Origin of the sequence: Kitasatospora sp. NPDC127035 (assembly GCF_042726075.1) — a bacterium.
Classification (GTDB): domain Bacteria; phylum Actinomycetota; class Actinomycetes; order Streptomycetales; family Streptomycetaceae; genus Kitasatospora.
In genome coordinates this window covers 54,952-80,471 of the sequence record NZ_JBHXDN010000019.1, presented here as the reverse complement: position 1 = coordinate 80,471, position 25,520 = coordinate 54,952, and the positions used below count along the sequence as shown (strand labels likewise).

Genomic DNA, 25,520 nt, shown 5'->3' with positions numbered 1-25,520 from the left:
ATCCGACCCGTTCCCACGGACCAGTATCTGACCATTCATCAGACAACTCTGTTCGAATTACCGGCCCGCTCAGTAGAGTCGGGGCCCGTGACCATTAACCCCGTTCTCATCACGAGCAGTTTCGCGGTCGTCGAACCGCACGGCGCCGTCGTCGCCGAGTACTTCTACCAGCACCTGTTCGAGCACCACCCCGAGGTCCGGGGCCTGTTCGCCGAGCACATCGACGAGCAGCGGGACCGGCTCTGGGCCGCGCTCGGCACGGTGGTCTCCCATCTGGAGGAGACCGACACGCTGGTCGGCGTCCTCCGCGACCTCGGTGCCCGGCACGCCCGGTACGGGGCGCTCGTCGAGCACTTCCCCGCCGTCGGCGCCAGCCTGCTCGCCACCCTGGCGCACTTCGCCGGCGAGGCGTGGACCGAGGAGACCGAGGCGTCCTGGACCGCGGTCTACGGCGTGATCAGCGACACCATGGGCCAGGCGCTCACCACCGCGCAGCACTCCTAGGGCGCGCCGCGGTGCCCTTCGACCCCGCGGTCATCCGCGACAGCTTCGCCGTCGTCGAGCGCCGTGCCGACCACATGGCCAAGTACTTCTACGCCCACCTGTTCGCCGGCAACCCCGGGGTGCGGGCGTTCTTCCCCACCCAGATGACCGAGCAGCGGGACCGGTTCTTCGCCGCACTCACCCAGATCGTCCTCCGCATGGAGAACCCCGAGCAGCTCACCGGGTACCTGCGGGCGCTCGGGCGCGACCACCGCAAGTTCCAGGCCGCGCCCGAGCACTACCCCGCCGTCGGGGCCAGTCTGATCGCCGCCCTGCGGCACTTCTCCGGACACTCCTGGACGCCCGAGATCGAGAAGGCCTGGACCGAGGCCTACACCGTGATCGCCCGGACGATGACCGGGGCGGCCGCCGGGGTCCGGCCCGAGGTCCCCGCGTGGTGGGAGGCCGAGGTGGCCACCCGCCGGCGGGCCGCAGCCGACATCGTCGTCCTCACCCTGATGCCGATGCGCCCGTACCCCTTCGTCCCCGGCCAGTACCTCACGCTCAGCAGTCCCCGGGTGCCGAAGGTCTGGCGCCCCTACTCGATCGCCAACGCGCCGCGCTCCGACGGCACCCTGGACGTGCACGTCCGCCGGGTGCCCGGCGGGCTGCTCAGCACCGCACTCGTCGACGACGCCGCCCCCGGCGAACTGCTGCGGCTCGGCCCCCCGCTCGGCGACGCCGTGCTCGACCCGCACTCACGCCGCCCGCTGCTGGCGGTGGCCGCCGGCACCGGCTGGGGACAGACCCGGGCGCTGCTGGAGCAACTCGCCGCCGGCCCCGCCGACCGCGACGTCACCGTGGTGCTGGCCGCCCGTTCGCAGGCCGAGCAGTACGACCTGCCGGCGGTGGAACGGCTGCTCGCCCGGTGCGCCCGGCTGCGGGTGCTGCCGACCGCCCCGGCGCGGAGGGAGGGTCGCGACGACGCCGACGCCCCGGTCCGCGACGCACTCGCCCGGTACGGCCACTGGTCCGGCTGGGACGTCCACCTCAGCGGCCCGCCGGGCCTCGCCCCCTCGCTGACCGCGCTCCTCACCGAACTGGGCGCCGATCCCGCGCTGATCCGGCACGACCCGGCACCGGTGACCTTCAACCGGGCCCGACCGCTGACCTCCTCGGAGTGGTTCCTGGATCAGCGGGACGTCCCCTGGATCAACCGGACCGACCTGGGGTGAGCGCCCCTGCCGACCGCCCGGCCCGCCGTGGAACGGGAGAAGCCCCCGGCCTGGGGCCGGGGGCTTCTCTCTGGTGCGCTCAGCAGGATTCGAACCTGCAACCTCTTGATCCGTAGTCAAGTGCTCTATCCGTTGAGCTATGAGCGCAAGTGCCGGGCGGACCCGGTCTTGCGGGGTTTGGTGCGCTCAGCAGGATTCGAACCTGCAACCTCTTGATCCGTAGTCAAGTGCTCTATCCGTTGAGCTATGAGCGCTCGCCCTGGTGAACGTGCCAGCGGGGCGGTGCGGGGACAACATTACATGACCTGCGACGCGGGGCGAAATCGATTGATCCGGGCCCCGTAGCGGGGCACCGGGCACCGGGGTACGGGCACGTCGGGGCCCTCCCCCGAGCCCGGCCGGGGCCGGACGGGTCCGGACGGACCGGACCGACCCGGACCGGGAGACGCGAAGAGCCCCGCCGACGGACTCGTCGGCGGGGCTCTTCGTCTGGCGGAGGCTGAGGGATTTGAACCCTCGATCAGGAATAACCCCGAAACCGCATTAGCAGTGCGGCGCCATAGACCGGACTAGGCGAAGCCTCCTCCACATGGACCAAGCCCGCGTGCGCGGACCCGTTCCCTGTGCCTGTGATGATGCCACAACCCGGGGGCCCGGCACCAACCGCCGACCACGTTACTAGGCGGGTCGTCCCCGCCGCAAAGAAGAATGAGATACTGCCTTCTCCGGAGAGAGCTGCCCTGAGCCGAGGAGACCTGTCGACGTGAGCAGCAGGCCGATCCGAGGCGCTGCTCGCCTCGCCGCCATACTCGACGCCCTGCCCGACGCACTGCTCCTGGTGAACAGCAACGGCACGGTCGTCGACGCCAACAACGCCGCCGTGCACGCGCTCCAGACGCCCGGCACGTCCTTGGTGGGGATGGGAGTGCTGGACCTCCTGCCCGAGTTCGACCCGAGCCGGATCCCCGGCTCGATGCGCCCGGCCGCCCGCGAGGACGACGCACTCGACCGGCCGGTCCGGATGACCGCGCGGCGCACCGACGGAAGCACCTTCCCCGTCGAGGTCTCCGGCAACGACTTCGCCGACGACGGCACCGGCGACAGCCGCGGCTACGCGCTCTCCCCGCTCGCGCCCTACGACCCCTACCGCGAGGGCTCGCGTTCCTCCGACCTGCTCCTGCTGCTGGTCCGCGACCTCTCCAGCCGGCTCGGCGTCGAGGCGGAGCTGCGCCGCCAGCACAAGCAGACCGAGATGATCCTGCGGGCCGCCGCCGAGGGCGTGCTCGGAGTCGACCTCGAAGGCCGCTGCGTCCTGGTCAACCCGGCCGCCGCGCACATCCTGGAGTACCGGGCCAGCGAGCTGGGCGGGCGCGAACTGCACCCGCTGATCCAGCACTCCCGGGCCGACGGCACCCCGCTGGCGCTGGAGGAGTCCGCGCTGCTGGACACCCTGACCTCCGGCCGCAAGCACCGGGTGCGCGGCACCGTGCTCTGGCGCAAGGACGGCCGGCCGGTCACCGTCGACCTCACCACCGCCCCCGTCCGGGACGGCGACCAGCTGGTCGGCGCGGTGATGACCTTCACCGACCGCAGCCGCGAACTCGCCCTGGTCGCGCGCAACGAACACCTCACCGCCGTCCTGGAGAGCGAACTGGGCGGCGCGCTGACCGCGCTGCACCGCCGGATCGACACGCTCGCCGCCGACCCCGCGGGCCAGCTCTGGCCGGAGGCGAACTGGACCCTGCGCCGGCTGGCCGACGAGTGCCGCCGCTTCGGCAAACTGATCGACGGTGTGCTCGCCCACCAGCGCTCCGAGGCCGGCGAGTGGTCCACGGGCGCCGGCGCCACGGGCAACGGCCCGCTGGGCTTCGACGGCCCGGGCTCGTCCACCGAGGGCAAGCCGGACGACAAGGCGGGGAAGAAGGCCGCCGAGCGCGTGCCGGTCGCCCTGGACAAGGTGGTCCGCCGGGCGGTCGAGCACGCCGGCGAACTGGTCGGTGCCGGCCGGGTGCGGTTCTCCGTGCACGCCGCCGCCGTCGAGGTGATCGCCGACGAGCAGCGACTCGCCCAGGCCCTGGCCCACCTGGTCGCCGACGTCAGCGGCGTCGGCCTCTCGCTGGACGCCGAACCCGCCCTCCCCTCCCCCGGCCTGACCGCGCCCGGACTCAACCCGGCCGGCGGGACCGCGCTGCCCGCCGGCGGCGGGGACGCGCCGATGGTCGTGCTCGCGGCCGCCCAGCGCGGCGAGGTCGCCCGGGTGGAGATCCGCGGCCCCGGCCGCGGCGGCAGCCCCGTCCACCTGCCGATAGCCCGCGCGGTGGTCGAGCGCCACGGCGGGGTGCTCCAGCCCCACGAGCTTCCGGGCCGCGCCGGCACCACGTACGTCGTCGAGCTTCCGCTGGACCCGGCCGCGGCGAAGGCCGCCGCCGAGCGCGCGGGTGCCGAGGGCCGCTCGGACCGGCCCAAGGAGAGCGACAGCGCCGTCCTGCCGGACCTGCCGGGCATCCCGGAACTGCCCACCGCGCGCAGTGAGGAGCCGACCGCGTCGGCCGCCGAGCCGGCCGCCGGGTCCGAGGGCGGGCCGGCCACGGCCGCCGCGCCCGCCGGTCCGGCCGGGGCGACCGGGCCTTCCGACCCTTCCACCGCTTCCGTCCCCTCCGGGAGCACCGGGCCCGCCGGAGCTGCCGGACCTGCCGGACTCTCCGGACCTGAGCGGGCCGCCGCCGAAGGTGTCCCGGCCGAGGAGCCGACCGCCGAACGCCGTGGCCGCCGCGGCCGACCCGCGGTCGAGGAGGCTCCGCTGGACCCGGCCGCGGACCGGCCGTCCCCCGGACACGCCTCCGGGCCGTCCGACCGGTCCGCCGACCCGTCGGCCGACCCGTCCGTGAACCACGGCGCCGCGCCCGGCGGACCCCGGGCCGCCCCCGGCCCCGTCGATCCGGCCGTACCCGCCGACCAGTGGCCGAACGCCCCGGCACGAATCGAGCGGGCCGTCCCCGAGCAGTGGAACGGCACCGGCAACGACCCCGCGTACGGGCGGCAGGGCCTCGGCGGCCCGGCCGGCCCCGAGAGCGACCCGTGGGGCAAGGACGACGGCCGGTCCGGCACGGCGTACGCGGTACCGGTCGAGGCCGGGCACCTCGACCAGCGCGCCGAACAGAACGCCGGACAGCACCCCGGACAGCACCCCGAGCGGCAGACCGACCCGCGGGGCGACGGCGGCCCGGTCCGGGACACCGGCGGCGACGCCGGCCCCCGCGGCCCCTTCGCCCTCGGCCCGGGCACCGGTGCGGCCGAGGCCGGCGCCGACGGCGCACCCACCGACGCCACCGCCGCCACCGCCCCGGAGGGCGACACCGGCCAGGAGCCCAAGCCGTCCCGTCGGCGCCGGGCGCTGCCGGGCGCCGAGGACTCCTCCGGCGGATTCGCCCTGCCCGGCGTCACCGACTCCCCTCTCTACCCGGGCCTGGAGCACGCCCTGCCCGCCGGCCCCGCGCCCGCACAGCCCGAACCGGCCGCCGCGCCCACCGGCCGGCGCCGCCGCCTGGCCGTCCCGCCCGGCCCCGGCGCCGAGACGCCCGGCACGCCGGACGGCGCCCCGCCGGCACCGTCCGCGCTGCCCGCGCTCCCCTCCGCGTCCCCGTCCGGCCCGTCCGCGCCCGGCGACCAGCGGGAGGACAGCCCCCTCCCGGTCGGCACCGGACTCGGCGAGCTGGCCCCGCCGCGCCCGCTCGGCGCGCCCGGCGCCACTCCGCTCGGCCCGGTCGCCATCGCCCCCGACGCACCGCAGCCCGTCGCCGCGAACCGGCCGGCCCCGCGGGTGATGGCCGAACTGCCCGCCGCACCGACCGCCCAGGACGAGGCCGCGTACACGTCGATGCCCGCCCCGGGCGCCGACGGCGGGCCGCGCCGCCTGCTCGTCTGGCCCGAACCCGACCCGGCCACCCGCCAGGCGCTCCAGGACCGCGGCTACCGACCGGTGATCGTCCGCTCCCGCGAGGAGGTCGACGCCCAGGTCTCCGGCTTCCCCGCCGCGCTCTTCGTCGACCCGCTGACCGGCCCGATCACCCGCACCGCGCTGCAGTCGCTGCGCACGGCGGCGCTCAACAGCCGGGTCCCGGTCGTGGTCACCGCCGGCCTCGGCCAGGCCACCCGCGACGCCGCGTACGGCGCCGACCCGGCCGTCCTGCTGCGCGCCCTCGCCCCGCGCGACGGCGAGAACCACGCCCCCCGCGTCCTGCTGGTCGAGGGCGACCCGGACATCGCCGCCGCCATGATCGGCAGCCTGGAACGGCGCGGCATGCACGTCGAGCACGCGGTGGACGAGAACGACGCCGTCGCCCGGGCCAGCAGCGTGCAGCCCAACCTGGTGGTGATGGACCTGTTCCAGATCCGCCGCCGCCGGGTCGGCCTGCTCGACTGGCTGCGCACCAACGACCGGCTGCACCGGACCCCGCTGGTCGTCTACACCTCGGTCGACCTCGACCCCCGCGAGCTGCCCCGGCTGCGCACCGGTGAGACGGTGCTGTTCCTCGCCGAGCGCTCCACCAGCGACGACGTCCAGTCCCGGATCGTCGACCTGCTCGGACGGATCGGCGCCATGGGCGAGGCGGGCGTCGCGGCCGCGGGCTGACCCCCGCGGGCCCGCTCGCCGGGTCCGCTCGCCGCCGGGAACGGCGAGGGCCGGCCACCCCGTTCCCGGGAGTGGCCGGCCCTCGCCGTTCGTCGCGCCCGCCGGCCCCTACTCCTTGCCGAGCAGGGTGACGTCCAGCCGCTCCGCCGCGTAGTCGGCGCGGATCACCTTCTTGTCGAACTTGCCGACCGAGGTCTTCGGCACCGTCCCGACGATCGCCCAGCGCTCGGGCAACTGCCAGGAGGCGATCCGCCCGGCCAGGAACGCCCGCAGCTCCCGGAGACCGGCCGTGGCACCCGGGCGGAGGACCACCGTCGCCAGCGGCCGCTCGCCCCACTTCTCGTCCGGGACTGCCACCACGGCGGCCTCGGCGACCTCGGGGTGGGCCATCAGGTGGTTCTCCAGGTCCACCGAGGAGATCCACTCGCCGCCGGACTTGATCACGTCCTTGGCCCGGTCCGTGAGCGTGAGGTAGCCGTCGGGGGTGATGGTGCCGACGTCACCGGTGCGCAGCCAGCCGTCCTCGGAGAACTTGTCGTCCGGGCGCTCCGGGTCGCTGTCCGCGCCCCCGTAGTACGCCCCCGCGATCCACGGGCCGCGCACCTCCAGCTCGCCCGCCGAGGCGCCGTCGTGCGGCATCCGCTCTCCGCCGGGACCGATCAGCCGCGCCTCGACGGAGGCCGGGAAGACGCCCTGGGTGACCCGGTACGGCCACTCCTCCTCCGGCGTGAGGCCGCCGGGCGGCTGGGCGAAGGAGCCGAGCGGCGAGGTCTCGGTCATGCCCCAGGCATGCACGACCCGGATGCCGTGGCGCTCCTCGTAGCCCTCCATCAGCGCCGGCGGACAGGCCGAGCCGCCGATGACCACCATGCGCAGGCTGGAGGTGTCGTAGTCCCCCGCGTCCAGCTCGTCCAGCAGGCCGCTCCAGATGGTGGGCACGGCGGCGCTGACGGTGGGTCGCACCGCGGCGATCATCTCGGCCATCGGCCGGGGCTGGAGGAACCGGTCCGGCATGAGCAGGCTCGCGCCGGACATGAAGGCGGCGTGCGGGATGCCCCACGCGTTGACGTGGAACATCGGGACCACCGGCAGCGCGACGTCGCGGGGGGTGAAGGCGAAGTTGTCCCCGGTGTTCACCTGGAGACAGTGCAGGTAGACCGAGCGGTGGCTGTAGAGCACGCCCTTCGGGTCACCCGTGGTGCCGGAGGTGTAGCAGAGCACGGCAGCCCGGCGCTCGTCGATGTCCGTCAGCCAGGGGTAGGAGGACGGCCGGCCCGCGATCAGGTCCTCGTACTCGTGCACGGTGCCCGCGAAGCCGTCCAGCACGGACCGGTCGCCGGGCCCGCTGACCACGATGTGCCTGAGCGTCGGGTTGAGGTCCGGGAGGACCGCGGCCAGCAGCGGCAGGACGGTGCCGTTGACGAGGACGACCCGGTCGGCGGCGTGGTTGATGATGAACGACAGCTGGTTCGCCGGCAGCCGCAGGTTGAGCGTGTGCAGCACCGCGCCCATCGCCGGCACCGCCAGGTAGGCCTCCAGGTGCTCCGCGTTGTTCCACATCAGCGTCGCGACCCGGTCGTCCGCCGTCACGCCGAGCTCGTCCCGCAGCGCGCACGCCAGCTGCGCGGCCCGCGCCCCCACCTCCGCGTACGTCCGGACCACCGGACCGGTCCCGTCCCAGGTGGTGACGGTCGAACGCCCGTGGATGGTCGACCCGTGCTCAAGAATCCTGGCGACGGTGAGCGGTACGTCCTGCATCGTGCTGAACACGGGTCCTCCTCGACCTGGGCGGCACTGCGGCGGCTGCTGCCCCTGAGAACCGCCCCGGCCAGCGGGCCGGCTACTGGGCGGTAACGCGGGCAGCCGAGCCCGATTGTGCCCCGCCGCCTGCCCGATGTCAGTATCCCGACCCCGTTGCCCCGATCACGACTTCGTCCCGGTCCCGCCCGGGCGCTCGCCGCGCCGCCCGGGCGGTCGGCCCGGTACCACAGTCCGGAAGGCCCGGTGGCGCGCGCGGGGCGGGCGGGATACTGGGGGCATGGGTGACGGACGTGGCGAACGACGGGTGGGGCGGGGGCCGGCGGAATTTCGGGTGCCGTGCCCGTGCTGCTCGGGCGGGGTGCGGACGCAGGCGCGGGTCGGGGTCCGGGCGGACCGGACCGGGACGGGGTACATCCCGGAGACCTGCCGCTACTGCCACGGGCAGGGGTGGTTGGCGCTCACGCTGCGGGAGTGAGCGGGGGCGGTCCGCCGACCGCCGACCGCCGACGGGCCTCGCCGGGCGGCGGCACGGGTCGAGCCGTTGCCGTCGGGCCGTTGCCGTCGGGCCGTTGCCGTCGGGCCGTTGCCGTCGACCGTTGCCGTCGGGCCGCTGTCCGACCCGGGCGGGGCGCGACTGCCGGCCGGTCAGCCGGCCAACGGGGCGTCGACCTGGTTGCGGTCGACGGTGAGCGTCGCGCCGCCGTACGTCTCCTCGACGTTGCCGCGGTACTGGTGGACGCGCTGGTGGTCGGCCCAGAGGTCGGAGGTGAGCGGTCCGCCGCCGACGGTGTCGGCGTGGTCGTCCCAGCGCGCGTACCAGAGGGTGTCGGGCAGCGGGGAGCTACCGGCGCGGGCGGCGGCCGCGAGATCGGCGATGCCGGAGTCGAGGCTGGAATAGAAGCCGGACCGGAACCCCGCCGTGTGCAGGCCCTCGGTCCAGCCGAGGGTGAAGTCGACGACGCCCTGACCGCAGGCCGGGTCGCGCATCGGGTACGCCTCGATGTCCAGGAAGACCGGGCTGCCCTCGCCGATCCCGACCGCCCGGAGTCCCGCGACCGCCTCGGCCGCCTCCTCCCGGCCCTGCTGGACGGCCCGGGCCGGGTCGATCCGCTTCGGCTTGCGCTTGAGCTCGCTGCACGGCGCCTGCAGGCCGACGTGCACGGGCAGGAACCGCCAGCCCATCTCGCGGGCCTGCCGAACCCAGTCCGCGGTGAGCCTCGGCTGGGTGCAGCCGCGCTGCCCGCCGCTGGTGTAGATGCCGAGCGCGCCGTACGGCGAGCTGTCGCGCCAGGCCCGCAGGGTCTCCAGCGGCGGCGCGGTGCAGGCGTCGAAGGCGGCACCGGCGTAGAGGTCCCGGGTGCGGAGGGCCGGCGGCCCGAACCGGTCGGCGAGGACGGTGGGGCGGATGCGGGGGACGGCGGCGGCCGCCGGAGCGGCCTCGTCGGCGCTCGCGCCCGGCCCGCCGGCGGCCAGCAGGAGGACGAGGGAGGCGGCGGCGATGGCCGCAGGGCGGAGATAGCGCACGCCGCCTTGATACTGACGGACCGTCGGGCACTGGCGGCTGCCGCGCCGCACGCGCCCTGGAAGCTCACCCTTTCGGACGCACCCGTCCGTATCCGTCCCGATTTTTGTAACGAGCTTGCTGCCCAGTGGCTCCTTACGGCAAACTCGCCAGCATGCCCACGCCCAACCCCACCGGAACCGCCGCCCCGCCGTCGGCCGCAGCCGTCGCCGAGGTCCTTGCCATGCCGCCCGCCCCCGTGGGCGATCCCGCCGGCGAGCGCGGTGGCCGGCGACGAGGCGACGCCCCCGGAGACGGGCTGCCGCCGGACGCACGACCCGGCCGACCGTCCGGCCGACGGTTCCCGAACTTCCTGCGGCGCCCGGAGCGGATCCCGGCGCCGCTCCTCTGTCTGACCGCGATGTTCCTGGTGCAGACCGGGATCGCACTCTCCAAGCCGCTCTTCGGTCCGCTCGGGGTGAGCGGTACGACCTTCCTCCGGCTCAGCTTCGCGGCGGTCGTCCTGCTCGCCGTCACCCGGCCGCAGCTGCGCGGGCGCCACCCGCGCGACCTGGCCGCCGCCGGACTGCTCGGCATGGCCTCCGCAGGGATGACCCTGCTGTTCGCCGGGGCGATCGACCGCCTGCCCATGGGCACCGCCGCGACGATCGAGTTCCTCGGCCCGCTCGCGGTGGCGCTGTTCTTCGCCCGCCGCGCCAGTCACCTGCTCTGGGCGCTGCTCGCGGCCGGCGGGGTGGCGCTGCTGACCCTGCTCGGCGAGGGCGGGGACGGGAGCGGGTCGGGGCTCGACCCGGTCGGTCTGATGTACGCGTTCGGCGCGGCCGCCTGCTACGCCGCGTACATCCTGTTCACCGACAAGGTCGGGGCCGCGTTCCAGGGGTTCCAGGGACTGGCCGTCTCGATGACGGTCGGCGCGCTGGTGGTCGCGCCGTTCGGGCTCGGCGAGGCCTGGGACGGTCTGACCGAACCGGGGGCCTCGCCGCTGATGCTGCTGCTCGCGGTCGCCGGGGTGTCGCTGCTGCTGCCGGTGATCCCGTACGCGCTGGAGATGACGGCACTGCGGAGGATGCCGCAGCGGGTGTTCAGCGTGCTGGTGAGCCTGGAGCCGGCGGTCAGCGCGCTGGTCGGGCTGGTGGTGCTGGGGCAGCTGCTGGGTGCGGCGCAGCTGGCCGGGATCGGTTGTGTGGTGGCCGCGAGCGTCGGGGCCACACTGACCGGCCGGCGCTGAACCGGCGCTGAACCGGCCTGCTTGGACCGGCTTGGTCGGACCTGTCGACGACGGACCTGTCGACGACGGAACGGCCGCCGGGGAGACGGCCGGCGGGCTCGGGGCGCGTACCACTCGGTGCGCGCCCCGGCCCGTTCTCCTACGGCCTTACGGCCTTACGGCCTCACGGCGTTGCGGCCCTGAGGCATCGCGGCGCCACGGCCTCACGGCGTCGGGGCGCTACGGCCAGAGCAGGGTGCGGGACCACTCCGGCGTCCGCACCGGCCCGGTCCGCGTGTAGCGGAGGCGGACGTGGTGGCGCTCCGCGTGGCCCTGCCAGAACTCCACCTCGTGCGCCCAGAGCGTGTAGACCGTGTGCCCCGCGGCGACCGCGTCCGGGGTGGCCTCCAGCCGGCGACGGGCGACCGCCACCGCCTCCTCGTACTCGGCCGGCGAGGCCAGCGGCTCGCTCTGGCGACCGACCAGCGCGCCGATCCGGGCGGCCGGGGACCGCGTCGCGAACTCGGCTGCCGCGACCTGGTCGGCAGCCCGCTCGACGGTGCCGCGGACCCGCACCTGGCGGCCCAGCTGCGGCCAGTAGACGGTGATCGCGGCGGCCGGGTGGTCGCCGAGCTGGCGGCCCTTCGGGCTGTCCGCGGCGGCGGAGAAGACCCAGCCGGTGCCGGCGGCGTCGATGTCGCGCAGCACCAGGACCCGGGCGTCCGGCATGCCGTCGGCGTCCACGGTGGAGAGCGTGACCACCTGCGGGTCCAGCACCCCCGCGTCGAGCGCGGTCGCGAGCCAGTCGACGAACAGCGGGCCGGGCTCGGCCGGGGCCGCCTCGGCGTCGAAGGTCGGCAGCGGGCGGGTCATCGGCGGACGGCCGAGCAGCAGCTCGGGCACGGACCTGGGCTCGGGCCGGTGTTCCGTCCCCGGCGCCCCGGCCGGGCCCTGGACCGGCTGCGAGGCCGCCTCCGGGGCAGGCTGCGGGTTCTGCCCGCGGCCCGACTCCGGGCCCGGTACCGGCCTGGTCCCGCCCGGACCGGTCAGGCCCTCCTCCTCCGCTGCCATCGCGCCCTTCCTTCCGGTTGCCGCTGCCGCAGTCCCGCAACGGGCGGGCCACCGGGGCCCGGGCGCGCGGGGTGCGCTGTCGGAGCGCAACCGTACCGCCGCACGGTGACGAACCCGGGCGCGGGCCCTGTAATGAGGGCTCCCTCCGGGACACCGTCCCGGGCACAGGGGGCGGGCCGAGTGCTCGACGCACCGGTCCGGACGCGCCCGTGGGCGGCACCGACGTGCGGTGCCGCCCACAGGACCGGTTCGCGGTGACCCTTTCCGCTACCCGGTTACGCATCTCGCGATCTTTTCCGACCGCTTCGCTTCGATTCACTTCACTGTCTGCCTCGAACCCCGCCGCGGATGCTCAGCTCACCCACGACCACCCACCTCCGGCGCCCCCGCCGGCGATGGTTCACGGTCCATCGGCGCTCAGTTGAAGATCGGGGCGAAGACGACGTTGAAGTTCTTGTTGGACTGGCCGGCCAGGATGGCCCCCGAGTTGTCCTTCACCGCGAGGGTGTTGGCCTGGTTCGAGGCCCCGGACCCGGTGGCCGTCTGCTGGTTCGAAACGTAGTTGCCGTCGACCGAGCCGAAGATGTTGCCGGTCCCGATGTTGGACACCACCCCGCTGTTGGACCCGTCGTTGGCGAGCGCGCCGTTGTCGGCGGCGGCGGCACCGGCCCCGGCGAGGAGCAGTCCCGCCGCGAGCGGGGCCGCCACCAGAAGACCTGCCACCTTGCGGGTACGGATGCGAGCCATGAGAGCCTCCAAGAAACGGTAAATCGTGCAATGTGTGCGGGAGTTCGCCGGCCAGACGAACACCTGCGGGCTGCGACGCCGAGGGAAAGACTTCCGCAACAAATCGACAAAGCACTACCTCCCGGCAGGCTTTTCGCCCTTTAGCGTGATATCCAGCAGCCCGGTGCATAACCCGGGCCCAAACGGAAAGCGCGCCGACACACCGCCACCGACCTGCCGCATCGCCCGAAAGGTCGGACACGATCGAAGCTCCAGGGGCGGCGCGAAGAGCAGCACACGGAGAACCCGGCGCACAACCCTGGCGCGGAACATCCCTGAACGCGCCCCCTGAAAGTTCGGTCGCGCTACCGTGTCGACATAGTGAGCCATTCTGCGACAGTCTGACAATCCGGTGATTCACCGATCGGCCGGGAATCCGATCAGATCGCTTTACCGGGGTTGAGAATGCCCAACGGGTCGAAGACCGCCTTCAGCTGCCGCTGCAGCTCCCACGCCACCGGACCGAGCTCCCGCGCCAGCCACTCGCGCTTGAGCAGCCCGACCCCGTGCTCCCCGGTGATCGTGCCGCCCAGCTCCAGCCCGAGCGCCATGATCTCGTCGAAGGACCGCTGCGCCCGCGCCGTCTGCTCGGCGTCCGCCGCGTCGAAGATGACGATCGGATGGGTGTTCCCGTCCCCCGCGTGGCTCACCACCCCGATGGTCAGCCCGTGCCGCTCGGCGATCACCGCGACGCCGGCCAGCATCTCGGCCAACCGTGAACGCGGCACCGCCACGTCGTCGATCATCGTGGTGCCCAGCCGGTCCAGGGCGGGCAGCGCAAGGCGGCGGGCCTCCAGCAGCATCTCCGACTCCGCCTGGTCGTCGGCGGGCACCACCTCGGTCGCCCCCGCGGCCCGGCAGAGATCCCCCACGGCGGCCAGGCGGTCCACCCGGTCCGGACCGTCGAAGGCCACCAGCAGCAGCGCCCGGGTCGACTCCGGAAGACCCATCTGCCCCAGCTCGTTGACCGCCCGGACCGACACCGCGTCCATCAGCTCCATCAGCGACGGCGTGAAACCGCGCGCCATCACCTCGCAGACCGCGTCGCACGCCGCGGCCGCGCTCGGGAACTCCGCCGCCAACGCCAACTGCGGCTCGGGCGCCGGTCGCAGCGCCACCACCGCCCGGACCACCACGCCCAGCGTGCCCTCCGAGCCGACCAGCAGCCGGGTCAGGTCGTAGCCGGCGACGCCCTTGGCCGTCCGGCGCCCCGTGGTCAGCAACCGCCCGTCCGCCAGCACCACGTCGAGCCCGAGCACGTACTCGCTCGTCACGCCGTACTTCACGCAGCACAGCCCGCCCGCGCCGGTGCCGATGTTGCCGCCGATCGTGCAGGACTCCCAGCTCGACGGGTCGGGCGGATAGGCGAGCCCCGACTCGGCCGCCGCCCGGGAGAGCTCGGCGTTCACCACACCGGGCTCGACCACCGCGATCCGGTTCACGGGATCGAGCTCCAGGATCCGGTTCATCCTCACCATCGACAGCACGATGCAGCCGTCCACGGCGTTGGCCGCACCGGAGAGCCCCGTCCGCGCCCCCTGCGGGACCACCGGGACACGAAGGGCCGTGGCGGTCCGCATGACGTGCTGCACCTGCTCGACCGTCTCCGGGAAGACCACCACGGCCGGGACACCGGCCTCGCAGAACCCCGCCATGTCGCGGCTGTAGGCGGCCGTCACATCCGGGTCCACCGCCAGCGCTCCGGGAGGGAGACCCTCTGCCAGCCGGTCCGTCAGATCACTCATCGCCGCCTCCGCCCGCGCGGCCCGGGCCTGCCGCACCGGTGCCGCCGCTGTGTCGCTCCGTCAACGTGCCGGCGCCCCGGTCTCCCTCGCCGCCGTCGTGCTGGTGCCGTGCGGGGCAGGGGCAGCACCACGGGCCACCGCTCCGGACCGGCCCTCCGACCGCGTCCGGCTCTCGCACTCTGCCCGGCGCCCGGCCACCCGGCAAGTACGCAGCTCCGAGCCCCACCCGCACGCACCCAAGCGCCCGGCTACCGGCTACCGGCTACCGCTCAGGACGGCCGGACGGCCGCAGCGCCCTGGAGCCCAGTGCGGCGAGCCCTGCCGCGGCGGTGGCCGACGCACAGAGCACCGTCGGCACCCGGGCGCCGGCCGCGTCGGCGAGCAGGCCGAGAAGGCCGGTCGAGACCACCAGCGCCGCGCTCTGCACGAGCGTCAGCAGTGCCTGCACCCTGGACAGGTGGCCGACCGGCGCGGCGGCCAGGACGAGCGGGCCGAGCCGGCCGGCGAACAGTCCCGACCCCACCCCCGTCACCACCCCGCCCAGCACGGCCACCCCGGGGTCCGGCGCCCAGGCCAGCACCGAGACGCCCAGGGCCGCCGCACCGAGCCCGACCCCCGCCACGGCCCCCGGCCCGCCCCCGGACCTCACCCCGGACCGCGCCCCGGACGCGGCCCTCCCCGACCTCCGACGCGAACCGCCCCGGCCCCGACCGCCGCGCAGCGAGAGCAGGACCGCCACGGCGAGCACGCCCGCGCCCTGCCCGCCCGTGACCAGGCCGGCCGCACCGGCACCCCACCCGCGCTCCCGCGCCAGCAGCGGCACGAGCAGCGAGCCCACCGGCAACAGGACCCCCGCCGCCGCCCCGGCGAGCAGCAGCGCCGCCCGCAGCAGCCGGTCCCCCGCCGCCGACCGCACCCCTGCGGCCGCCTCACGCAGCAGCCCGGGAACGACGACGGCCGCCTCCGCCCCACGCTCCCCCGCCCCGCCCTTCGCCGGGGCCGTCTCCGGAGTCGCCGGAGCCACCTCCGCGTCCCCCCTGACCCGCACCCGCAGCAGCACCAGCAGGAGGACCGCGAAGCTCACCGCGTCCGCCAGCGCCGCCACCGGCAGCCCGCCCACCGCGACCAACGCCCCGCCGATCGGCGCCCCGAGCAACGCGGCCACCTGACCACCGGCCTGACGTAACGCCAGAGCGCGGGGCAGTTGCCCCGGCTCCACCAGCCGGCGCGGCATCGACCCGCTCGCCGGAAGGTAGAACGCGTCGACCACCCCGACCACCACGGCCGCCACGACCAGCAGCCGGAGCGGTGTGCCCCGGCCGCCCGCCGCCACGGCCAGGGTGAGCGTCGCGGCCAGCATCACCGCGTCCCCGGTGAGCATCACCCGGCGTGCGCCCCACCGGTCGGCGACCGCACCGCCCAGCAGGACCAGGACCGTGCGCGACACGGTGATCGCCGTGAGCACCAGGCCGGCCGCGCCGCCGCCGTGCGCGGCCGCGGCCCAGCCCAGGGCGAAGTACAGGGCGGCGTCACCCAACGCCCCGATCTGGGTACCGGCCAGCCAGAACAGGTAGGACCCCGGCAGGCCCGGACGGCTCGTGTCGTCGGATCCACCCCGGTCGGCGGATCCGCTCGGGCTACCCGGGCTGCCGGCTCCGTCGGGCGCGGTCGCACCGGTGATCGTCATGCCGGCCGACGCTAGGACCCTCGACCGGCTTGAGGGCAAGCTCCGACCGGTGCGGCGCCTACGCCCGGCCCACCGGCTCCTGGAGCTCGGTCACCCAACCGGCCGGGTCGTCCGGGCACTCCAGGTAGAGCTCCCGCGCGTACCCGGCCGAGCGGTACCCGTTCTCGTCGATGAACCGCGCCAGCGCCTGGAAGGAACCCAGCGTGTCGTCCATCGAACCGCGGTGCACCACGGTCACCGCTTCCTCGATCTCCGGCAGGTCGACCACCGCGAAGCCGTGCTCCCCACCCGGCTCCACCGTGGCCCCGACCGGCACGGCCACCCGTACCAGCACCGCCGCCCCGTCCCCGTCCGGGAGGTCCTCGTAGCAGGCGACGGACGGTCCCGTCTCCGCCACTCCGGCCGCCGCCAGCCTGCCGCAGAGCTCCGCGAACAGCGGCCCGACCACCGGCCCGACGTCCTCCGGCTCGTAGCTCGCCGCGACCGCCGTCAACTCGGCCACCCGCACCGACGGCACGCGCTTCACCACGACATCGTGCGTGGACATGGTCCCCTCGCTCTCGATCGTCCGGAGCCTCGCCTCGACCCGGGTCAGCCGCTCCGCGTCCGCCGCCATCGCTGCGGCGAGCTCGGCCCGCCGCAGCCGCAGCATCCCGCGCAGCTCGGCCGCGCCCACCTCCTCGTCCAGGACGGCCCGCACCTGCTGCAGCGTGAAGCCGAGGTCCTTGAGGGCGATGACGCGGTTGAGCCGGGCGAGTTGGGCCGCCTCGTAACAGCGGTAGCCACTGACCGGGTCGACCCGGGCCGGGCGTAGCAGCCCGATCGCGTCGTAGTGGCGCAGCATGCGGACCGACACCCGGCCGTGCTTGGCGAAGTCTCCGATGTTGAACATGATGCCTCCAGTGCAGACCCTCACACCGTGTCATGGTCAAGCAGCGGGACTCCGCCCTCCCTGCACTCCTCCCCGCCTTCCTCCCCGTTCTCCTCCCGGTCGCCCTCTCGCCGTCGTCGTGCCCGGACCGTCCCCGCCGCTCAGTCCGTGACGTCGAACCCCCGCCGGTCCCCCAGTGCCTGCAGGCTCCGCTGCCCGGGGATCCCGTTCGCGTCGCCGCCCGAGTAGCCGAGGCTGCGCTGGAACGCCGCGTACGCCTGCACCGACCGGGTGCCGAGCGAGCCGTCCACCCAGCGCTGCTCCAGGAACCCCTCGTCGGCCAGCGCCTGTTCGACGATCCGGACCTCGCCGCCGTACGTCTGGTGGCCCTGCTCGGCCCCCGGATCGGTACGCGCCGCCGCCACGACGTGGGCCAGCGAGACGCGCCGCGGCGAGGGCAGCCGGCCGAGCAGCCTGCGCAGTGACCCCTCGCCCGGGACCCCGTCCGCGTCGGGCCCCGACAGGCCCAGACTGTGCTGGAAATCCTGGTAGTTGAGGGTGTCGGCGTCCCGCCAGTCCTGGTCCGGCCCGGACTGGTAGTGCCGTCCGAAGCCCTGCCGGACCAGCGCCTGGCCCACCTCCAGGACGTGCGGCCCGTGCGCCCCGTAGCCGTACTCCAGGCCGTTGAGGGTCACCCGGTACCGGGCCGGGCCGGTGGAATCGGCCCGCGGCGGGGGCACCGGCGCCCCGCCGCCCGCCTCCGCCACGATGCCGGGCAGCACGACCTCGCGGAACTGCCGGGCCCGGACCTCCCCCGGGCAGGCCGTCCCACCGTCCGACCACTCCGGGAACATCCGGTGCACCCCGAACCCGGCGGCGTCCGAGGACGGGCAGGCCCGTAGCGGGATGTCGTGCCGCTGGTGCAGCCATACGCCGAGCGCGATCAGCGCCCTCACCTGCGCGTCCGTCCACGGGTCGGTGCTCCGGTCGTCGCTCGCCGACTCGATGCTCACCGCCCCGGTGCCGTCGGCCCGGCGGTTGGCGCGCATGTTGGCGTCGGCGCGGGTCTCGGTGCCGACGAACTGACCGACCGAGCCGTCGTACCCCACCCCGAAGTGCGACTCCAGGTTGGTCGAGTCCCGCCAGTACTCGTACATCCGCCGCGGCGTCCACGGCGCCGCCACACTGTGGAAGATCACCTGCGTCGGCGTGATCGCCGCCTGCTCGTCCGACTCGGGCTGGAGCTCCATCTTCTCCGCACCGGGGTACCAGGCCATCCGTCTCTCCTCGCCAGGCCCAGGGCAGTCCGCCCCTTGCATCCGGCTAAACGAGACGCACACCCCCACACGAGGACACCTAGGCCCCAAACCCCCCGTTCAGGTGAAACCGGGACAACTCTGCTCCCCCGGGCCCCACCTCCCCCCACCCCCGAAAACACCGAAGGCGGGTGCCGGAAGCTTCCGGCACCCGCCTTGAGCAGGTGGTTTTCTCCAACCAGCGGAGAGCGTGGGATTCGAACCCACGGTACGGGGTCACCGCACGACAGTTTTCAAGACTGTTCCCTTAGGCCGCTCGGGCAGCTCTCCAGGCGGAGGTCAGCCTAACGGGTCCGGCGGGCTTCGGTGCACCGGGTTTCGGGGCGGGGTGGGGTCAGTTGTCGCCGACGCGCTCGGCGAGGGTGACCTTGGTGTTCAGGGTCTGGCCGTTGCGGGTGTACTCGACGTCGACGGTCTCGCCGGGCTTGTGCGTCCAGATCTTGCTGACCAGGGCGGGACCGTTCTCGATCGGGCTGCCGCCGAGCTTGGTGATGACGTCGCCCGGCTTGAGGCCGGCCTTGTCGGCGGCGCCGCCGGGGGTGACGGCCGGGGTGCCCTGGATGTCGCGGGTCTGGATCTGGGCGCCGTCGCCCTTGTAGTCGTCGTTGCGCAGGACGTCGAGCTTCGCGTACACCGGCTTGCCGGTCTTGATCAGGGTCTCGGCGACCCACTTGGCCTGGTTGACCGGGATCGCGAAGCCCAGGCCGATGGAGCCGGCCCGGCCGTTGCTGGAGGCGTTGGACTGGATCGCCGAGTTGATGCCGATCACCGCGCCGCCGGAGTCGAGCAGCGGACCGCCGGAGTTGCCGGGGTTGATGGAGGCGTCGGTCTGCAGGGCGTTCATGTAGGAGGACTGGGCGCCGGTCTCGTCGCCGGAGGCGACCGGGCGGTCCTTGGCGCTGATGATGCCGGTGGTGACCGTGGACTCCAGGCCGTACGGGGCACCGATGGCGATGGTGGAGTCGCCGACGTTGACCTTGTCGGAGTCGGCCAGCGGAAGCGGCGTCAGCTTGCCCTTGGGCGGGCTGTCGAGCTTGATGACGGCGACGTCGTAGCCCTCGGCGCGGCCGAGCACGGACGCGTTGTAGGACGAGCCGTCGGCGAACTTGACGGTCAGTTTGCCGCCGCTGGACGCGGGCGCGACCACGTGGTTGTTGGTGAGGATGTGGCCCTCGGTGTCGAAGACGAAGCCGGTGCCGGTGCCCGACTCGCCGTTGCCCTGCGCCTTGATGGTGACGACGCTGGGCAGCGCCTTCTGCGCGATGCCGGCCACCGAACCCGGGGCGGCCTCGTTCTTCTGGGAGTTGTTGGCCTGGACGGTGGTGCTGGTGCGGTCGGCTGCGGCGCTGACGCCCTTGTCGTCACGGTCCGCGACGACGACGCCGACCGCGCCGCCGGCGATGCCCGCGACCAGGGCGACGGCCGCGACCAGGGCGATCAGGCCGCCGCGCTTCTTGCGCGGGCCGCCGGGCGTGGGGGCGCCGGGGTACTCGGACGGGTAGCCGAGCGGGCCGCCGGGGCCACCGGGCGCGCCCGGGCCGCCCGGGGTGATGTCGTGCGCGGCCCAGCCGCCGAGCGGCTGGCCGGCGCCGAACGGGTGGTGCTGGCCGGTCGCGCCGTGGCCCTGCGGCGCGGCCGGGGCGCCGTACGGGTCGTGGGCGGCGAGGGCGGCCGGCGGGACCGGCGTGCCGGGAGCCGGCGTGGCGTACGGGTTGCCGACCGGCGCGGCCGGTGCCACCGGGGCGGCCGGCGCGGGCGGCAGGACCGGCGGCGGGGCGTCGAGGTACCCCGCGTCGGCGGCCGGCGCCGGGGCGGCGGGCGCCGGCTCCGGGGCGCTGACCTTGCTGAACGCCAGCGTGGGCGTGAACCCGCCGTTGCCGCCGTTGCCGCCGTCGGCGGCCGGAGCGGCCTGATCGGACGGGGACCGTTCGGCAGCGGGCGTCGCTACGGGGGAGGGGACGGCCGCAGACTGCTGCGCCGGACCGTCAGGACCGGGAACCACCACCCCCTGGCCGCCGGAGGGCTGCTCCCCCTGCGGCCCGGTGGACCCAACCTCGCGCTCGGTGCTCACGGACGACCTCCATAGCTGACAGGACCAACAACCATAGTTTTTCGCACACTCGATTCGATTGCCGTAAGGAGGCTTCTGAAGAAGTCATAAGAATCCTTAGGCCGGCCAGACAAACCCCGGAACATCCGGCCCCGCGGGCCCCCTGCGCGCCGGCTCCGCGCCCGGGCCACAGCCCCTTCGTACCCCCACCGCACTCCCGCCACGTTCCTGCCGCACCCCCGCCGCGCCCCTGCCGCACTCCGCCGGCCCCGGCCTCCGGCCCCCTGGCCTTGGCGTTCTCCGCCGTGCCGGTTAGCCTGTCGCTCACAACTGACACGCGGGAGCTTGGACCCACCAGGCTGAGAGTGCGCCGGTCGACCGTACGCCACGGAATCCGCGGGCGAGCGTCGAGGGGGCGCAGACCGCCGGAACCTGTCCGGGTAATGCCGGCGTAGGGAGTATCGGCCATGCCGCCTGCTTCGCCATCCTCGTCCTCGGGTACGCCCGCGTCCAAGGGTCTGCCCCCCTCCGGGGACGCCGGGGGCACCGTCCCCGGTTCCCGGGCGGCCGATTCCGGCCGTCCCGCCGGTCCCGCCGGCGCCGCCGTCCTGGACCGCCCCGCGGCACCGGACGGAGCCCGTGTGGAGGCGCCGCTGGTGCTGGACACCGAGCCGCCGCGCACGCTCCGCTTCCGCGACCACTTCGCGCTCTGGATGAACCTCGGCGTCTCGCTCATCGGCTTCACCACCGCCGCCACCGTGCTCGGAGCGCCGGGCAGCGAGCTGTCGCTGGCCGCCGCCGTGACGGCGATCGTGGCCGGCACCGTGGTCGGCACCGCGATGCTCGGGGTGGCCGCGTTGATCGGCGCCCGCACCGGCGCGCCCGCCATGGCGAACCTGCGCGGGCTGTTCGGGACCCGGCTCTCGTACGTGCCGACGGTGCTCAACATCGTCCAGTGCATCGGCTGGGGCGTGTACGAGCTGCTGGTGATCGCGATGGGCGCGCAGACCGTCGTCGGTACCGGCGGCTACCGCTGGGTCTTCGTCGTGCTGGCCGGTGCCGTCACCACCGCGCTGACCATCTGGCCGCTCGGCGCGATCGCGGTGCTGCGCCGCTTCGTCGCCGCGGCGGTGGCGGTCGCGATGGTGTACTTCACCGTCCAGCTGGGCCGCAACGGCGTGTCCGACCCGGGCGCGGGCAACTGGCACGGCTTCCTGAAGGCGACCGACGCGATGATCGCGGTGTCGATCTCCTTCGTACCGCTGGCCGCCGACTACACCCGGCACTCGCGCACCCCGCGCTCGGCGTTCTGGGGCAGCTTCTCCGGCTACACCGTGGCGCAGGTCTGGTGCTACGTGCTCGGTCTGTTCGCGCTGCTCCAGGCGGACGGGGACGCCACCCGGATCTTCGACTCCTTCCTCGGCGTCTGGGCCGGCTGGCTGTTCCTGCTGGTGCTGGTGCTCCGCGAGACCGACCAGTCGTTCGCCAACGTGTACTCGACCGCGATGTCGATCCACAACCTGCTGCCGAAGGTCGACCGCCGGGTGCTGACCGGGGGCACCGGGGTGCTCATCACCGTGCTGGCCCTGCAGATCACCGAGTTCACCGACTCGTACTACGCCTTCCTGGGCCTGATTGGCTCGATCTTCGTGCCGATGTTCGCGGTGCTCGTGGTCGACTACTTCCTCGGGGCCGGCCGGCGCGGCTGGAACCTCTCCGCCGACGCGCCGTCCCGCTGGCTGATGCTGCTGCCGTGGGCCCTCGGCTTCGCCACCTACCAGCTGATCGCACCGACCGCGATCGCCAGCTGGTGGACCGACTTCTGGACCTCCGTCCAGGAGGCGCTGCACTTCACCCCGCAGGAGTGGACCTCGGCCTCGCTGCTCGGCTTCCTGGTGCCGGCCCTGGTCACCTGGGCGCTCACCCCGCTCTCCCGGAGCAGCGCCCCGGGCACGACGGGCGGCGCGGGCGCCCCCGGCACCGTCGAGCGCTGACCCGCACCGTCGGGCGCTGACCCGCGCCGGGGCTCGCGCACCCGGAACGGCGCGCTCGCCCGCGCTCACCTCCACACCCGAAGACGGCCCCGCAGGTTGGGGCCGTCTTCGCTTTCGTGTCACTTCCGCGGCCTATCGTGGACGGTGTGACCAGCCCAGACCTCTCGCCTGCGACGGCGCGCACCGCGCCGCCCGTCCAGGTGATCGCCCACCGCGGTTCCTCGCACGCCCTGCCCGAGCACACGCTCGCCGCCTACCGCCGGGCGCTCTCCGAGGGCGCGGACGCGCTCGAGTGCGACGTCCGGGTGACCGCCGACGGGCAGCTGGTCTGCGTGCACGACCGCCGGATCGGCCGGGTCTCGGACGGCCGGGGCACCGTCTCCGCGATGACGCTGGCCGAGCTGGAGGCGCACGACTTCGGCGCGTGGAAGACCGGCCGCCCCAGCGACGACCCGGAGCTGCGCGGCGTGCTGCGGCTGGAGAGCCTGCTGGAGCTGGTGACCGACTGCGGGCGCCCGGTGGACCTCGCGATCGAGACCAAGCACCCGGTCCGGTTCCGCGGCCGGGTGGAGTCCGAGCTGCTGCGGACGCTGGACCGCTTCGGAATCGGCGGCGCCGGGGAGAACGGCCGGTCCCGGGCCCGGATCATGAGCTTCTCGTCGTTGGCGCTGGCCCGGGTGGGCGCGGCCGCACCGGAGTACCCGCGGGTGTTCCTGTTCGAACGCGGCCTGGCACTGCGCGGACGGCTGCGCCCGGGTGCGCCGCTGCCGGGCGGCGCGCGGATCGCCGGGCCGGGCATCGAGCTGGTGCGGGCCCGGCCGGGGCTGGTGACCAGGCTGCGCGAGCTGGGCCACCAGGTGCACGTCTGGACCGTGGACGAACCGGCCGACGTCGAGCTCTGCCTGGAACTCGGGGTGTCCGCGATCATCACCAACCGCCCGGCGGAGGTGCTGGCCCAGCTCGGTCGGTGACGCGCCCGACCGCCCGCGGAAATACCCGGCCCCACCCGACAGGACGGTGCGGTGAACCGTTCAACCACCTGGACCGGTTGATCGTCTTGGTAGGGGCTCAAACCTTCCGACGGCGATTTCTGACGCAATTACGGCACTTTCACGACGCAGCGTGAGCATCGAATCACCTGCCGCGTACCGTCCGTCGCCCGGCTTGAAATGTCCGTGCAGGATCGCCGTCCGGTCGTTTCCGACGTATTGCCAAGGGGCATCCATCCCTCGGCATACGCTGAAGGAGGTCCGGGGGTGGCGTTGATGGTGGCGCGTGAAGTGCCGACTTCATCGACCATGGCAGTGCCGCACGGCCCAGCGAGCGTCGGGGCCGCGCGGCGCCGGCTGCGTCGAGATCTGGGTGACCGGCAGATACCGGAACCGGTCATCGATGATGCTGTTCTGATCCTTTCGGAACTGCTGAGCAACGCGTGTCGTTACGCGCGACCGCTCGGCCCGCTGCCCGCCCTCGGGCGCGGCGCCCGGGCCGAGATCGTCGAGCCGCGACTGGTCGGCGTACCGTCCCGGACCGCCGGGTCGGGCGAGGACCGCTCCCCCGCACCGGGCGGCCACGGCGGCGGCACCGGGCCCACCGGCGGAGCCGCCGGGCACGGCAACGTCGGGCACGCAGGCACGGGCGGCGGCGAGGAGGACGGCGGCGTCCTGGTCCGCTGGCAGATGCACGCCGACGGTGTGCTCACGCTGGAGGTCACCGACGGCGGGGCACAGACCCGTCCGTCGCCGGCCAGCCCCTCACTCACCTCGCACGGCGGCCGCGGGCTGGGCATCGTGGACCAGCTGGCCAGCGACTGGGGCGTGCGCGACGCGCCCGGCGAGGTGACGGTGTGGGCGGCCCTGCCCGCCCGGGCCCGCCACGCCAGGCGGACCGGCGGCACACCCTGCAGCGCCTGAGCTCCGTCCCGCGCGGCGGGTGAACACGGTCCCGCGCGGCGCCCGGACGCCGGGCACGGCCCCGGACCGGGCGGACGGGCGCCCCCGCACCCCGGCGTGCGCCCACGCGCCCGGAGAACGTCAGTAGGCTGCCCGGAGCACATCACCACCTCCCCGGGAGAGCCGCACCATGGGCAAGAAGGCCGCCAAGAAGGCGCCGCAGCGCAGCCAGTCCACCCCCGCCGTCACGGGCGAGATCCCCGTGGTCGGGGCCCGCGAGAACTGCCCCTGCGGTTCGGGCCGCCGCTACAAGGCCTGTCACGGCCGCGAGGCCTCGCACGCGGTGCAGGAGCTGGTGCACCGCCCGTTCGAGGGTCTGTCGGGCGAGGCCGACTGGGTGGCGCTGCGCGAGCTGGTACCGGCCGCGACCGTCCCGCTGACGCTCGCCGCCGGCGTGGCCGCCACCGCCAACGGCGAGGTGCCGTCGGTGACGCTGGCGACCGTCCTGCCGCTGGCCTGGCCGGCCCTGCGCCGCCAGGACGGTTCGATCCTGCTGGGCCTGCAGACCCAGTCGGGCTCCGGCGACCTGAGCCGTGACCTGGCCGACGCGCTGGAGCTGGCGCTCGCCGCCGAGCCCGGCACCCCCGTGCCGTCCCGCCGGACCGTCCCGGGCGGCCCCCGGCTGCAGGACCTGCTCGACGCGGACGCCCCCTTCGAGCCCGCCGTGCACACCGGCTTCGAGTTCTGGCTGGAGGACGCCGAGACGGCCACCGGCGAGGTGGCCGCCTCCCTGGAGCGTGCCAACGCCTCGGCGATCCCGACCGAGAAGCTCGCCGGCGTCGACTCCGCCTACTGGTGCGGCACTCCGGACAAGAACCACCTGCGCTGGGTGATGACCGTGCCGGAGGAGCAGCTGCTGGACGCACTGGCCCGGCTGACCGCCGCCGACCGGTCCTCGCTCGGCCAGGACACCCGCCTGGTCGGCTCGTTCCGGGCGCACGGCCTGACCGTTCCGGTCTGGGACCTGCCGCTGTCGATGACCGCGGCCGACTGCGAGAAGCCTGCCGCCGAGTTCGCCGAGCGCCTCGCCGAGACGCTGGCCGACCCGTCCCCGCTGACCGCCGAGGAGCGGCGCGCCCGCGCCAACCTGGTGAACCGTCAGGTCACCCTGAACTAAAGGCGAACGGAAGGCGGACGGGGCGCGCGGAGATCCACGTGATACGCGTCACATTGTTCGCCGCGACCCGCAATTTCCGGGCTGCGAGGG

Annotated in this window: 17 protein-coding genes, 4 tRNA genes and 1 riboswitch; of the genes, 8 read left to right on the top strand and 13 right to left on the bottom strand. The window is 74.4% G+C overall.

What is annotated here, in order from left to right:
- The first annotated feature begins 87 nt into the window (after positions 1-87).
- Entirely contained in the window at positions 88-504 is a 417-nt protein-coding gene (locus ACFWIC_RS15970) for a globin family protein (RefSeq protein WP_380518993.1), read from the top strand.
- A gap of 11 nt (positions 505-515) precedes the next feature.
- A complete protein-coding gene (locus tag ACFWIC_RS15965; RefSeq protein WP_380518990.1) occupies positions 516-1,718 on the top strand; it encodes a globin domain-containing protein in 1,203 nt (400 codons plus the stop codon).
- Between the two features lie 71 nt (positions 1,719-1,789).
- On the opposite strand, the gene ACFWIC_RS15960 is transcribed toward ACFWIC_RS15965, so the two are convergent.
- From ACFWIC_RS15960 to ACFWIC_RS15950, 3 genes are all read right to left on the bottom strand, one after another.
- Positions 1,790-1,865, bottom strand: a tRNA-Arg gene (locus ACFWIC_RS15960).
- A 31-nt stretch (positions 1,866-1,896) separates the two neighbouring features.
- Positions 1,897-1,972 (bottom strand) — tRNA-Arg (locus ACFWIC_RS15955).
- A 236-nt stretch (positions 1,973-2,208) separates the two neighbouring features.
- A tRNA-Ser gene (locus ACFWIC_RS15950) sits at positions 2,209-2,302 on the bottom strand.
- Positions 2,303-2,481: 179 nt separating this feature from the next.
- Between ACFWIC_RS15950 and ACFWIC_RS15945 the strand changes: the two genes are divergently transcribed.
- A complete protein-coding gene (locus ACFWIC_RS15945) occupies positions 2,482-6,351 on the top strand; it encodes a PAS domain-containing protein (protein WP_380518987.1) in 3,870 nt (1,289 codons plus the stop codon).
- A gap of 108 nt (positions 6,352-6,459) precedes the next feature.
- On the opposite strand, the gene ACFWIC_RS15940 is transcribed toward ACFWIC_RS15945, so the two are convergent.
- Positions 6,460-8,121 carry a long-chain fatty acid--CoA ligase gene (locus ACFWIC_RS15940; protein ID WP_329950288.1) on the bottom strand — a complete coding sequence of 554 codons (1,662 nt, stop codon included), beginning with the start codon at positions 8,119-8,121 and terminating at the stop codon, positions 6,460-6,462.
- A gap of 636 nt (positions 8,122-8,757) precedes the next feature.
- A complete protein-coding gene (locus ACFWIC_RS15935; protein ID WP_380518983.1) occupies positions 8,758-9,636 on the bottom strand; it encodes a DUF1906 domain-containing protein in 879 nt (292 codons plus the stop codon).
- A 152-nt stretch (positions 9,637-9,788) separates the two neighbouring features.
- Between ACFWIC_RS15935 and ACFWIC_RS15930 the strand changes: the two genes are divergently transcribed.
- Positions 9,789-10,862: a DMT family transporter gene (locus ACFWIC_RS15930; protein WP_380359494.1), complete on the top strand. Its 1,074-nt coding sequence runs from the start codon at positions 9,789-9,791 to the stop codon at positions 10,860-10,862.
- Positions 10,863-11,081: 219 nt separating this feature from the next.
- Here the strand turns inward: ACFWIC_RS15930 and ACFWIC_RS15925 are convergent, their stop codons facing one another.
- The 8 genes from ACFWIC_RS15925 to ACFWIC_RS15890 all read right to left on the bottom strand — a co-directional run bounded on the left by ACFWIC_RS15925 (position 11,082) and on the right by ACFWIC_RS15890 (position 20,388).
- Complete coding sequence (locus ACFWIC_RS15925; protein WP_380518980.1) at positions 11,082-11,912, bottom strand: pyridoxal 5'-phosphate synthase; 831 nt, start codon at positions 11,910-11,912, stop codon at positions 11,082-11,084.
- Between the two features lie 417 nt (positions 11,913-12,329).
- On the bottom strand, positions 12,330-12,659 hold the full coding sequence (locus ACFWIC_RS15920) for a hypothetical protein (protein WP_380518977.1): 330 nt from the start codon (positions 12,657-12,659) through the stop codon (positions 12,330-12,332).
- Positions 12,660-13,078: 419 nt separating this feature from the next.
- The gene (locus tag ACFWIC_RS15915) at positions 13,079-14,443 is read right to left on the bottom strand and encodes an FAD-binding oxidoreductase (RefSeq protein ID WP_380359500.1); all 1,365 of its coding nucleotides are present in this window, start codon (positions 14,441-14,443) and stop codon (positions 13,079-13,081) included.
- 262 nt (positions 14,444-14,705) lie between these two features.
- Entirely contained in the window at positions 14,706-16,130 is a 1,425-nt protein-coding gene (locus tag ACFWIC_RS15910) for an MFS transporter (protein ID WP_380518974.1), read from the bottom strand.
- Positions 16,131-16,188: 58 nt separating this feature from the next.
- Positions 16,189-17,022, bottom strand: a complete 834-nt coding sequence (locus ACFWIC_RS15905; protein WP_329950281.1) for a MerR family transcriptional regulator — start codon at positions 17,020-17,022, stop codon at positions 16,189-16,191.
- A 140-nt stretch (positions 17,023-17,162) separates the two neighbouring features.
- Positions 17,163-18,278 (bottom strand): peptidoglycan-binding protein, encoded by a 1,116-nt coding sequence (locus tag ACFWIC_RS15900; protein ID WP_329950280.1) that lies wholly within the window; start codon positions 18,276-18,278, stop codon positions 17,163-17,165.
- A gap of 221 nt (positions 18,279-18,499) precedes the next feature.
- Positions 18,500-18,587, bottom strand: a tRNA-Ser gene (locus ACFWIC_RS15895).
- Between the two features lie 64 nt (positions 18,588-18,651).
- Positions 18,652-20,388: a trypsin-like peptidase domain-containing protein gene (locus ACFWIC_RS15890; RefSeq protein ID WP_380359508.1), complete on the bottom strand. Its 1,737-nt coding sequence runs from the start codon at positions 20,386-20,388 to the stop codon at positions 18,652-18,654.
- A gap of 306 nt (positions 20,389-20,694) precedes the next feature.
- Positions 20,695-20,842: riboswitch (TPP riboswitch) on the top strand.
- A gap of 166 nt (positions 20,843-21,008) precedes the next feature.
- Between ACFWIC_RS15890 and ACFWIC_RS15885 the strand changes: the two genes are divergently transcribed.
- The 4 genes from ACFWIC_RS15885 to ACFWIC_RS15870 all read left to right on the top strand — a co-directional run bounded on the left by ACFWIC_RS15885 (position 21,009) and on the right by ACFWIC_RS15870 (position 25,430).
- Entirely contained in the window at positions 21,009-22,361 is a 1,353-nt protein-coding gene (locus ACFWIC_RS15885) for a purine-cytosine permease family protein (RefSeq protein ID WP_380359510.1), read from the top strand.
- Positions 22,362-22,507: 146 nt separating this feature from the next.
- Positions 22,508-23,332 (top strand): glycerophosphodiester phosphodiesterase family protein, encoded by an 825-nt coding sequence (locus tag ACFWIC_RS15880; RefSeq protein WP_329884910.1) that lies wholly within the window; start codon positions 22,508-22,510, stop codon positions 23,330-23,332.
- Between the two features lie 327 nt (positions 23,333-23,659).
- Positions 23,660-24,274 (top strand): ATP-binding protein, encoded by a 615-nt coding sequence (locus tag ACFWIC_RS15875; protein WP_380518968.1) that lies wholly within the window; start codon positions 23,660-23,662, stop codon positions 24,272-24,274.
- 169 nt (positions 24,275-24,443) lie between these two features.
- Entirely contained in the window at positions 24,444-25,430 is a 987-nt protein-coding gene (locus ACFWIC_RS15870) for a DUF5926 family protein (protein ID WP_329884908.1), read from the top strand.
- Positions 25,431-25,520 lie beyond the last annotated feature (90 nt).